Source organism: Yoonia sp. (genome assembly GCF_036770585.1).
Classification (GTDB): Bacteria; Pseudomonadota; Alphaproteobacteria; order Rhodobacterales; family Rhodobacteraceae; genus Yoonia.
Genome location: NZ_DAIPIW010000013.1, coordinates 1 through 11176, shown reverse-complemented (window position 1 = coordinate 11176; position 11176 = coordinate 1). Strand labels below are relative to the sequence as shown.

The following is an 11176-nucleotide window of genomic DNA, read 5'->3' as shown; positions in this document are numbered from 1 at the left end:
GCGCATCGTCCCCCGCTAACTTGATGATCCTGACCAAAAGATCAATCCGAAAGGCCAGAAGTTGCGACCCGCGTCGCATCATCCGTAGATCATAGGCAGGTAAATCTGGCGATAATGCGAAAATCTTTGGAAGAGGTGCGGCACAGCCACCTTTTTCCCTTATCGCAGAAGGTCGGAAAATATCCGATTATCTGGTGCCGATGGAGAGACTCGAACTCTCACGATGTTGCCATCGGGGGATTTTGAATCCCCTGCGTCTACCATTCCGCCACATCGGCCCATGGCTGTCCTAAAGCTGCGCCCGCCCTGCGTCAATCGGGATTTCACGCCCCCGCCGATCAGACTTGACCGGCCTTGTCCAACATGGCCTAAGGGCGCGAACCCAGAGGCTATGATGCTGCGCAGACTGTATGATTGGACCATTTCGCTTGCGCAATCGCCCCATGCCTTGTGGGCGCTGGCCATCGTTTCCTTTGTCGAATCCTCGTTCTTTCCGATCCCGCCGGATGTGCTGATGATCCCGATGATCATAGCCCGCCCCTCGCGCGCGTTCCTGATTGCCGCCGTGGCGACGGTCGCGTCAGTGACCGGCGGGCTATTTGGGTATTTCATCGGGGCGCAACTGATGGAAAGCCTCGGGCATCCGATCCTCGAGTTTTATGGAAAATCGGGCAATTTCGAGGACATGGCCGAGGTCTTCAACCAATACGGGGCCTGGGCCGTTGTGGTGGCCGGTGTCACCTTCCTGCCCTTCAAGGTGATCACGATCGCATCCGGTGTGACGGGTCTTTCGCTGCCGGTCTTCATTCTGTCGTCGATCTTTGCGCGCGCATTGCGCTTCTTTTTGGTGGCCACATTGCTTTATTACTATGGCGCGCCGATCCGCGACTTCATCGAGAGGCGACTTGGCCTTGTGTTTGTGGTCTTCTGTGTGGTGCTGATCGGCGGCTTCGCTATCTTGGGTATGCTATGACACGACAGGTCTGGATCATGATTTCGGCGGGCGGGTCCGCGGCTTTGCTTGCGGGGGCCTATATCTTTCAGGCGCTTGGTTATCCGCCTTGCGCCATGTGCTACTGGCAGCGCTGGCCGCATATGGCGGCCATCCTGATCGGGCTTGTGGCGTTGCGCTTTGCCGGACCGGTCCTGCCGGTTCTTGGCGCGCTTGCCGCAGCCACAACCGGCGCGATCGGGATCTACCATACCGGGGTCGAGCGTGACTGGTGGGAAGGGCCAAGCAGTTGCACCGGCAGCGGCGGCCTTCAGGGGCTGAGCGGGGCCGACCTGCTTGCGGTCGAGGGGCCGCGCGTGATCCTCTGCGATCAGGTCAGTTGGGCGCTGTTCACCCTGTCCATGCCATCGTGGAACGCGCTTTTCTCGTTCATATTGGTCATCGGCTGGATCATGGCCGCGCGATCAACGGCGCGTTGACAACAGCAGGTTCGTCTCGGACCGCGTGACGCTGTCCAGACGCCGTATCGCGGTCAGCACCTGATCGAAGTGTTCCAGCGTATCGGTGCCGATCTCTGCGATCAGGTCCCAAGTGCCATTGGTCGAATGGATGGCCCGCACCTCGGGCAGGCGTTGCAGGTATTTCATGACCTTGTCCGCCCCGCGCCCCGCGATTTCCAGCATCATCAGCCCGCGCACCGGATCGGGTCGCACGTCCGATCGGGTCAGGACGGTAAAGCCTGCGATTTCGCCGCCCTGCACCAGCCGTTCCAGCCGCACCCGGACGGTGCTGCGCGTGACCCCCAGAATCCCCGCCAGTTCCGATAACGTTGCCCGCGCATTGCGTTTCAGCGCCACGATCAGGCGGCTGTCCAATTCGTCCATAAGCTTTGTCCACTTTGATCACTCCTTGCTCGTATTGCACAAAATGCAGGGTTCAACCACCCGTGGTTTCGGGCAATGCTATGGCATGACACAGAAAAACATCATCCTGATCGGCGCACCGGTCGATTGCGGCAAACGCCGTCGCGGCTGCCTGATGGGACCGGACGCCTACCGCACGGCCGGACTGGCAGAGGCCATCACCGCACTTGGCCACACGGTCGAGGATATCGGCAACCTGTCACCGCGCGCGGTGGACGTAGCCGAGACCGCGACCGGCAAGGTCTACAAACTGGCCGAGAACGTCGGCTGGACCATGACCCTGATGCAGGCCGCGCAAGAGGCCGCCCCCCGTGGCATGCCCATCTTCATGGGAGGCGATCACGCACTTGCCGCGGGCACTGTGGCCGGAATGGCCGCCCATGCCGCTAAGGTCGGACGGCCCTTCTTTGCGCTCTGGCTGGATGCCCATAGCGATATCCACACGCCCGAGACCACCGAAAGCGGCAACCTGCACGGCACACCCGTCGGCTATGTGACGGGTCGTCCCGGCTTCGACGCTTTCCCGCCCCTGCCCGCGACGGTCGCAAGCCGCAATATCTGCATGATCGGCCTGCGGTCCGTGGACCCGGCGGAACATGCCATTCTGGTGGACGGCGATGTGGAACTGGTCGATATGCGCCGCATCGACGAGGAAGGGATCAGCGCGCCGCTGAAAGCTTTCCTTGACCGTGTCGAGGCCGAAGGCGGGATGCTGCATGTCTCGCTCGACGTCGATTTCCTCGACCCTGCGATAGCCCCCGCTGTGGGCACGACCGTGCCCGGCGGTGCCACCGTGCGCGAGGGTCATCTGGTGATGGAGATCTTGTCGGACAGCGATCTGGTTACGTCGCTCGATCTGGTCGAACTGAATCCGTTTCTCGACGACCACGGGAAAACGGCCAATCTGATGGTGGATCTGACCGCCTCACTTCTCGGGCGGCGCGTGTTCGACCGCCCGACACGGAGCAAGACATAAATGCTGAAAGCCTCGCCTCTCGCAATGGTGCCTTTTGTCAGTGTCGATAACATGATGCGTCTGGTGCACCACATCGGCATCGAAACCTTCCTGTCGGATCTCGCCGCCGAAATCGAGGCCGACTTCGCCCGGTGGGAGCTTTTCGACAAGACCCCCCGCATCGGCAGCCATTCCGAGGTCGGCGTGATCGAGCTGATGCCAACGTCGGACGGGCAGCATTATGCCTTCAAATACGTGAACGGCCATCCCAAGAACATGAAGGAAGGCTTGCAGACCGTCACTGCCTTCGGCGTGCTGTCGGATGTCTATACCGGCTATCCGAAACTCTTTTGCGAGATGACGCTGCTGACCGCCCTGCGCACCGGCGCGATGTCGGCCGTCGCAACCAAGCACCTTGCCCGCAAGGATGCCCGCACCATGGCGATGATCGGCAATGGTGCGCAGTCGGAATTCCAGTGCCTTGCCATCAAGGCGGTCTGCGGCATCGACAACATCCGCCTTTACGACATCGACCCCGCCGCGACGCGCAAGTGCATGGCGAACCTGCAAGGGCTGGGGTTCACGATCACCCCCTGCACCACAGCGCAAGAGGCCATCGAAGGCGCGGATGTGATCACCGTCGCCACGGCGGACAAGAACGCGCAGACCATCCTGACCGACAACATGGTCGGTGCCGGCGTTCACATCAACGCCATCGGCGGCGACTGCCCCGGCAAGACGGAACTGCACCGCGATATCGTCGCGCGCTCGTCGGTCTTCGTGGAATACCCCGCGCAAACGCGGATCGAGGGCGAAATCCAGCAGATGCCGCCGGATCATCCGGTGACCGAGCTTTGGCAGGTGATCACCGGCGCCGCACAAGGGCGCAGCTCTGCCGCCGAGGTCACGCTTTTCGACGGTGTCGGCTTTGCCATCGAGGACTTCAGCGCCCTGCGTTATGTGCAAAAGACCATCCTGCAAACGCCCTATTACATCGACGTCGACCTGATCGCGGATCCCGACGATCCGCGCGACCTTTTCGGGATGCTGAAACGGGCGGGCTGACCCTGACCCCTAGTGATACTTGAGCTCGCCCGTGACGTGCCGCCACGCGCCGGGGCTGATCAGCTTGCGATGCACAAAGCGGACGGAATGCAGCGGGCCCTCTATCTCGTCGTGCCAGTAGCTGATGAAATTCAACAGCCTGTCGTGGTCGGGGGCTAGGTCGTAGTCCTGCCAGATGAACGTATTCAACACATGCGGATGGTCCGGCAGGTGATAGAACATCTCGGCCGTTGTCAGACCATACCCTTTCAGCATCAATTCCGTCTCTGTCGTCATCGCATTTCCCTTGCAGTGCGGCCACATGCGGATATTGAGGCAAAGGTGAAGTTATCTGTCAACAAAAACAGTATGTTAGCACAAGAGCTCCCCGGCTGCCAACCGCAGGGCGCTTCCGACATTGCGCCCCATATCAAGTGTCTGATAAGGTATGCTCAACCAGATATAGCAGTGTCCCAAGCAACAGGCAGATCACGTGAACGACACGCCGGAAACACCTGAAAACGAAGACGAAACCCCGCCGCAGCGGCCCCACTTCTTCGGGCCGTCGGTCACGATCGAGCACGAGCTGAAGACCAGCTATCTCGACTACGCGATGAGCGTGATCGTCAGCCGCGCCATTCCCGATCTGCGCGACGGGTTGAAGCCGGTGCACCGCCGGATTCTCTATGCGATGCACGGAACCAACAACACGCCGGACAAACCCTACCGCAAATCCTCCCGCCCGGTGGCCGAGGCGATGGGGAAATACCACCCCCACGGCGACTCGGCCATTTATGATGCGCTGGTGCGCATGGCGCAGGATTTCTCGATGTCGCTGCCGCTGTTGGACGGTCAGGGCAACTTCGGGTCGATGGACGGGGACAAGGCCGCCGCCTATCGCTATACCGAGGTGCGGATGGACCAGCCCGCCGTCTATCTGCTGGCCGATATCGACAAGGACACCGTCGATTTTCAGGACAACTACGACGGCAAGGACCGCGAACCGACTGTCCTGCCCGCCCGCTTTCCCAACATGCTGGTCAATGGCGCAGGCGGGATCGCGGTGGGCATGGCGACGAACATCCCGCCCCATAATCTGGGCGAGGTCGTGGACGCCACGCTCGCCCTGATCGACAATCCCGACCTGTCCTCGGAAGGGTTGATCGAGTATATCCCCGGTCCCGATTTTCCGACCGGCGGGATCATCCTGGGCCGTTCGGGTGCCCGCAAGGCCTATCTGGAGGGGCGCGGCTCGGTCATCGTGCGCGCGAAAACATCGGTCGAGGAAATCCGCAAGGATCGTTTTGCCATCATCATCGAGGAAATCCCCTATCAGGTGAACAAGGCCGCGATGATCGACCGGATCGCCGAGGCCGCCCGCGACAAGCGGATCGAAGGGATCGCCCATGTGCAGGACGAATCCGACCGGTCCGGCGTGCGCGTGGTTGTCGAGCTCAAGCGCGATGCCACGGCCGAGGTGGTGCTGAACCAGCTTTTCCGCTTTACCCCGATGCAGACGCATTTCGGCTGCAACATGCTGGCGCTGAACGGCGGCAAGCCCGAGCAACTGACCTTACGGGACTTCCTGACCGCCTTCATCGACTTCCGCGAAGATGTCGTCGCGCGCCGCACCGCCTTCGATTTGCGCAAGGCGCGCGAGCGGTCGCATCTGCTTTGTGGTCTGGCGGTCGCCGTCACCAATATCGACGAGGTCGTGCAGACCATCCGCTCCTCCGCCGATGCCGCCACCGCCCGCGAAAGGTTGATGACCCGCCGCTGGCCTGCCGAAAGCATCCTGGAATATATCGCGCTGATCGACGATCCGACCCATACCGCCAACGATGACGGCACCTACAACCTGTCCGAGGCACAGGCCCGCGCCATTCTGGAACTGCGCCTGCAGCGCCTGACCCAGATCGGTGTCAAGGAAGTCACCGACGAGTTGCAGGAACTGGCCGGCAAGATCCGCGAATACCTCGAAATTCTGGGCAGCCGCGAAAGGATCATGCAGATCATCCGCGACGAGCTGACCGAGGTCCGCGATCTCTTCGCCGTGCCCCGCCGCACAGAAATCACCGACTGGTCCGGCGATATGGAAGACGAGGACCTGATCGAACAAGAGGACATGGTCGTGACCGTGACCTCGGGTGGCTATATCAAGCGCACGGCACTTGCCGATTTCCGCGCGCAGCGGCGCGGCGGCAAGGGCCTGTCGTCCATGCAGACCAAGGAAGAGGACGTGGTCACCACCCTCTTCGTGGCCAATACGCATACGCAGCTATTGTTCTTCACCACCGACGGGATGGTCTACAAACTGAAGACATGGCGCCTGCCCTTGGGCAGCCGCACGGCCAAGGGCAAGGCCATCGTCAATATCCTGCCGATCCCGCAAGGCGTCAGCGTTGCCGCCATCATGCCCGTCGATCGCCCCGAAGAGGAATGGGACGATCTGCAGGTGGTCTTTGCGACCTCGGCAGGCACGGTGCGCCGCAACAAGCTGTCGGATTTCACCAATGTCATGCGCAACGGCAAGATCGCGATGAAGTTCGAGGACGACCACGCCGAGACGACCCTGATCAACGCCCGTATCGCGTCCAACGATGATGACGTGATGCTGGTGACGAAGGCCGGCCGCGCCATCCGCTTTCCTGCAACGGATGTGCGGGTCTTCAATTCGCGGTCCTCGGTCGGGGTGCGCGGGATCAACCTGCAAGGGGATGACAAGGTCGTTTCCATGTCGATCATCCGCCACTTCAAGGCCGATCCTGCCGAACGCGCCGCCTACCTGAAAATGCGCCGCGCCATGGCCGGTCTGACCGATGAGGCCGAAAACGAGGACGAGGACGACACGACCCCCGGCGCGATCAGCCCCGAACGCTATGCCGAAATGTCGGCGGCGGAAAATCTGATCCTGACGATCACGGCCAAGGGATCGGGCAAGCTGTCCTCCAGCCATGACTATCCGGTGCGCGGACGTGGCGGCATCGGTGTCGCGGCGATGGACAGGGCGATGCGCGGTGGCCCGCTGGTGACGTCGTTCCCTGTCGATATGTCCGACCAGATCATGCTTGTGACCTCGACCGGCCAGTCGATCCGCGTGCCCATCGAAGGCATCTCGTTCCGGTCGCGGGGGGCTGGCGGGGTCAAGGTCTTCGACACCGGCAAGGGCGAAACCGTGGTCAGCGTGGCATGGATCGCCGATCAGGGCGAAGAAACCGAATAAGGCAAAGGCCCCGCCTCCTCGGGGCCTTTTCTTTTGGGCCTGCCGTCTCTAGATCAGGCGCATGGACAAGACACTTCACATCATCGGCGGCGGCATGGCCGGATCAGAGGCCGCCTGGCAAGCCGCGAACGCAGGCGTCAAGGTGGTCATCCACGAAATGCGCCCCAAGGTCGAAACCTTCGCCCACCGGACCGACAATCTGGGCGAGATGGTCTGTTCCAACTCGTTCCGCTCGGACGATCATGAACAGAACGCGGTGGGTCTTCTGCATTGGGAAATGTTGCAGGCCGGCGGGCTGATCATGCAGACGGCCTACAAGCACCGGCTGCCTGCGGGTGGCGCCTTGGCGGTCGATCGTGACCCGTTTGCCGAAAGCGTGACGGCGGCGCTCAAGTCGCATCCCAATATCGCGGTGTCCCACGAAGAAATCACCGCCCTGCCCGACGATGGTCTGTGGATCATCGCGACCGGCCCGCTGACCTCGGGCGCCTTGGCCGAAGCGATCAGACAGGAAACCGGGGCCGAGGCGCTGGCCTTCTTCGATGCCATCGCCCCCATCGTCTATGCCGACACGGTCGATATGGATGTGGCATGGATGCAGTCGCGCTACGACAAGGGCGAAACCGAGGCAGAGCGCACCGCCTACCTCAACTGCCCGATGACCAAGGCCCAGTATGAAAGCTTCATCGACGCGCTGCTTGCCGCCGACAAGACCGAATTCAAGGAAGGCGAGACAGCGGGCTATTTCGACGGCTGCCTGCCGATCGAGGTCATGGCCGAACGCGGGCGCGAGACCTTGCGGTTCGGTCCGATGAAACCTGTCGGTCTGACCAATGCCCACGACCCCGACACCAAACCCTATGCGGTGGTGCAACTGCGCCGCGACAATGCGCTGGGAACGCTGTTCAACATCGTCGGCTTCCAGACCAAGATGAAATACGGCGCGCAAAAGGCTGTTTTCAAGATGATTCCCGGGCTGGAGAACGCGGAATTCGCGCGCCTTGGCGGGATACATCGCAACACCTTCATCAACTCGCCCACGCTGCTCGATGACCAGATGCGTCTGCGCAGCCGCCCCAACATCAGGTTCGCCGGCCAAATCACGGGTGTCGAAGGATATGTCGAAAGCGCCGCCATGGGGCTGCTGGCCGGTCGCATGGCCGTTGCCGAACTGAACGGCGCAACCTTGCCCTCGGTGCCCCATACCACGGCCATGGGTGCGCTGGTGACGCATATTACAGGCGGCGCCGAGGCCAGGACCTTCCAGCCGATGAACGTGAACTTCGGCCTCTTCCCTCCTTTGGAGGGGGTCAAGGGCGGGCGTCGGGGACGCAAGGACCGCTACAAGGCCTATACCGACCGCGCCAAGGCCGACTGGCTGGCGTGGCTGGGCCATAGCGCGCTGGACGCGGCCTAGGCCATGGCGGTCCGTGGCCGGGATGCTGCTGCCGCCGGTGTCGTCGGCCTCTATTGCCCATGAAGACGCGATTTGCACCTTCGCCTACGGGGCTCTTGCATCTTGGCCATGCCTATTCGGCACTGACGGTCTGGTCGCATGCCCAAAGCCTTGGCGGCACCGCCCTTTTGCGGATCGAGGATACCGACAGCACAAGATGCCGTCCCGAATATGAAGCGGCCATCTACGAAGACCTATCGTGGCTTGGCCTGAAGTGGCCCGAACCCGTCTTGCGCCAGTCCGATCATGACGACGCCTATACGGGTGTCCTGGGACAATTGGTGACGATGGGCCTGCTTTACCCTTGCAACTGTTCGCGCAAAGTGATCGCGGCTGCGGGGGCAAAGGCGGGGGCGGATGGCCTTGTTTACCCCGGAACCTGCCGCGGACGGTCGATCAAGAGCAGACAACCCGGTGATGCGCTGCGCCTGAACATTGCCAAGGCCTGTGCGCGGATCGAGGTCCCGATGCGCTATGAAGAGACCGGCATGAAACCCGGGATCTACCGCGTCACGGCAAAGAAACTGTTGGAACGGATTGGCGATCCTGTTCTGCAACGCCGCCAGACCGGGGATCCCGCCTATCATCTGGCCTGCGTCCATGACGACATGCGCCAAGAGATCACCCATGTCGTGCGCGGCAGCGATTTGCGGGCGATGACACCGCTTCATGTCCTGTTGCAGACCCTGCTGGGCTACCGGACGCCGCTCTATTACCACCACGGGCTGATCCTCGACGAACAGGGGCAAAGGCTGGCGAAGATCGACAAGGCAAAGTCAATCGCGAAATACCGTGATGAGGGCTACACCCCCGCCCAGATCCGCGCGATGGTCGGGATCAGGTGACGGGGCTGGTCAGTTCGATCTCATCGTCATCGCGCACGGCCGTATAGAAACAATTGGGCCGCCCGGTGTGACAGGCGGGGCCGAATTGATTGACAAGCACCAGCAGACAATCGCGGTCGCAATCGAGGCGGAAATCCACCAGCTCTTGGGTATGGCCGCTGGTCTCGCCCTTGATCCAGAATGCCTGCCGCGAGCGCGACCAATAGGTCACACGGCGGGTCTTCAGCGTGGCGGCCACAGCCTCGGCATTCATCCAGGCCATCATCAGCACATCACCGCTGGTGGCATCCTGCGCGATCGCGGGGATCAAGCCCGAGTCATTGTATTTCAGTGTGGCGGGGTCGAAAGACATGGCAAAAACCTTTGCAAGCGGGCCTGTCCAGACTATCTACGGCGGCAGAGGACAAAGGGCAACGCGATGTCAGCCGAAACCGATCTGATCAAACTCTATTCGGGGCGCATTCTAGCGCTGGCCGCGGATATGCCGCGGACTGAACGGCTGGCTGCCCCCACCGCAACCGCGAAACGGCGTGCGCCCCTTTGCGGATCCACCGTGACGGTCGATCTGAAGATCGAGGATGGTATCGTCACCGATTACGCGCAGGATGTGAAAGCCTGTGCTTTGGGTCAGGCCTCTGCCGCTATTCTGGGAAAGGTCATCGTCGGCCTCTCTGTCGCAGAGATTCAGACCGGGCGCGATGCGTTGCATGCGATGCTGAAGTCCGACGGACCCGTGCCCGCCGCCCCCTTTGCCGAACTGGAAGTCCTGCAACCGGCCAAGGACTACAAGAACCGCCACGCCTCGATCATGCTGGCCTTCGATGCCACGCTGGACGCTATCAGCGAAACACAGGCCACCGCATGAAAAAACCGCCGCACCCGGGACAGGGGCGCGGCGGCAGGATTTGACGGTCAGATCCGGTCCGATGTTCAACGGGGAGAGGCAAAACCCCCAGTCAGGACAAGGACAGGCAGGTCATCACATTGCAGCTTGGGACAGGCAATGCGCAGGACCGGACCTGCACCGTCAGGCAAGTCAGAACAGGCCGGGCAAGGCCAGTCCGACGATCAGCAAAACCATCAAGGCGGCCACACCAAGCGCATCAGCGACAATCGTCTCACGCGAGCGTGTCAGGACGGATTTGATCTCTTCAGCCATGATGTGTTCCTTTAACGTTCTGTTGCCACTTTGTTCCCATATCGGGGCACGGCTGTAAAGAACTTTTTAAGAACATTTGCGAACATTTCGGAACGAGAACGCTAACCCACTGAAATCAAACGAATCGCTTTGTCCTGTTCCATCAGCCAAAGCAGCATCCGCGCGGCCTTTCCCCGGGGGCTTTCCAGTTTCGGATCGTCATGCAGCAAGGCGCGCGCATCCGTTTGCGCGACAGCCATCTGTGCGGCCTGCCGTTCCAGATCGGCGATGCGGAAGCGCGGGATGCCGGATTGGGCGGTGCCGATCACATCCCCCGCCCCGCGCATGGCAAGGTCTTCCTCGGATATGCGAAAGCCATCCTCGGTCTGGCGCAGGATCTCCAGCCGGCGCTTACCGCTTTCGCCAAGGGGCGGTTGATAGAGCAGCAGACAGGTCGAGGCCGCAGCCCCGCGCCCGACACGCCCCCTCAGCTGATGCAACTGGGCAAGGCCGAAGCGTTCGGCGTTCTCGATCACCATGATCGAAGCATTGGGCACGTTCACGCCCACCTCGATCACGGTGGTGGCGACCAGAACCTTGGTCTCGCCCGCCACGAAACGCGCCATGGCGGCGTCTTTCT

The 11176-nt window shown here is 61.6% G+C and carries 13 protein-coding genes and 1 tRNA gene; 8 read left to right on the top strand and 6 right to left on the bottom strand.

From position 1 onward, the window contains the following. Positions 1-192: 192 nt before the first annotated feature. A tRNA-Leu gene (locus V7N12_RS04215) sits at positions 193-278 on the bottom strand. Positions 279-394: 116 nt separating this feature from the next. Here V7N12_RS04215 and V7N12_RS04210 point away from each other — a divergent pair. Both V7N12_RS04210 and V7N12_RS04205 read left to right on the top strand, forming a co-directional pair. Further along, on the top strand, positions 395-973 hold the full coding sequence (locus V7N12_RS04210; RefSeq protein WP_333712904.1) for a YqaA family protein: 579 nt from the start codon (positions 395-397) through the stop codon (positions 971-973). Then, a complete protein-coding gene (locus V7N12_RS04205) occupies positions 970-1431 on the top strand; it encodes a disulfide bond formation protein B (protein ID WP_333712903.1) in 462 nt (153 codons plus the stop codon). Before V7N12_RS04210 ends, V7N12_RS04205 begins: the two co-directional genes overlap by 4 nt. Here V7N12_RS04205 and V7N12_RS04200 read toward each other — a convergent pair. Next, the gene (locus tag V7N12_RS04200) at positions 1417-1836 is read right to left on the bottom strand and encodes an Lrp/AsnC family transcriptional regulator (RefSeq protein ID WP_333712902.1); all 420 of its coding nucleotides are present in this window, start codon (positions 1834-1836) and stop codon (positions 1417-1419) included. The genes V7N12_RS04205 and V7N12_RS04200 overlap by 15 nt on opposite strands. Positions 1837-1921: 85 nt before the next feature. Here V7N12_RS04200 and rocF point away from each other — a divergent pair, with 85 nt between their 5' ends. Together rocF and V7N12_RS04190 are read left to right on the top strand one after the other, a co-directional pair. After that, entirely contained in the window at positions 1922-2851 is a 930-nt protein-coding gene (rocF, locus tag V7N12_RS04195) for an arginase (RefSeq protein ID WP_333712901.1), read from the top strand. Beyond that, the gene (locus tag V7N12_RS04190; protein ID WP_333712899.1) at positions 2852-3895 is read left to right on the top strand and encodes an ornithine cyclodeaminase; all 1044 of its coding nucleotides are present in this window, start codon (positions 2852-2854) and stop codon (positions 3893-3895) included. 9 nt (positions 3896-3904) lie between these two features. On the opposite strand, the gene V7N12_RS04185 is transcribed toward V7N12_RS04190, so the two are convergent. Continuing rightward, positions 3905-4171, bottom strand: a complete 267-nt coding sequence (locus tag V7N12_RS04185; protein WP_333712898.1) for an usg protein — start codon at positions 4169-4171, stop codon at positions 3905-3907. A 196-nt stretch (positions 4172-4367) separates the two neighbouring features. On the opposite strand from V7N12_RS04185, the gene gyrA reads away from it, so the two are divergent. The 3 genes from gyrA (at position 4368) to gluQRS (ending at position 9398) form a co-directional block, all read left to right on the top strand. After that, the gene (gyrA, locus tag V7N12_RS04180; protein ID WP_333712897.1) at positions 4368-7097 is read left to right on the top strand and encodes a DNA gyrase subunit A; all 2730 of its coding nucleotides are present in this window, start codon (positions 4368-4370) and stop codon (positions 7095-7097) included. Positions 7098-7158: 61 nt separating this feature from the next. Further along, positions 7159-8514 (top strand): methylenetetrahydrofolate--tRNA-(uracil(54)-C(5))-methyltransferase (FADH(2)-oxidizing) TrmFO, encoded by a 1356-nt coding sequence (trmFO, locus tag V7N12_RS04175; protein WP_333712896.1) that lies wholly within the window; start codon positions 7159-7161, stop codon positions 8512-8514. 59 nt (positions 8515-8573) lie between these two features. Then, on the top strand, positions 8574-9398 hold the full coding sequence (gluQRS, locus tag V7N12_RS04170; protein ID WP_333712895.1) for a tRNA glutamyl-Q(34) synthetase GluQRS: 825 nt from the start codon (positions 8574-8576) through the stop codon (positions 9396-9398). On the opposite strand, the gene hisI is transcribed toward gluQRS, so the two are convergent. Further along, positions 9391-9750 carry a phosphoribosyl-AMP cyclohydrolase gene (gene hisI, locus V7N12_RS04165; RefSeq protein ID WP_333712894.1) on the bottom strand — a complete coding sequence of 120 codons (360 nt, stop codon included), beginning with the start codon at positions 9748-9750 and terminating at the stop codon, positions 9391-9393. The genes gluQRS and hisI overlap by 8 nt on opposite strands. Before the next feature lie 66 nt (positions 9751-9816). Between hisI and V7N12_RS04160 the strand changes: the two genes are divergently transcribed. Continuing rightward, the gene (locus V7N12_RS04160; protein WP_333712893.1) at positions 9817-10263 is read left to right on the top strand and encodes an iron-sulfur cluster assembly scaffold protein; all 447 of its coding nucleotides are present in this window, start codon (positions 9817-9819) and stop codon (positions 10261-10263) included. Positions 10264-10434: 171 nt separating this feature from the next. Here V7N12_RS04160 and V7N12_RS04155 read toward each other — a convergent pair whose 3' ends face one another. Then, positions 10435-10557 carry a hypothetical protein gene (locus V7N12_RS04155; protein WP_333712892.1) on the bottom strand — a complete coding sequence of 41 codons (123 nt, stop codon included), beginning with the start codon at positions 10555-10557 and terminating at the stop codon, positions 10435-10437. A 101-nt stretch (positions 10558-10658) separates the two neighbouring features. Further along, positions 10659-11176: helicase-related protein (locus tag V7N12_RS04150; RefSeq protein WP_333712891.1), on the bottom strand; the 518-nt coding region annotated here is incomplete at its 5' end.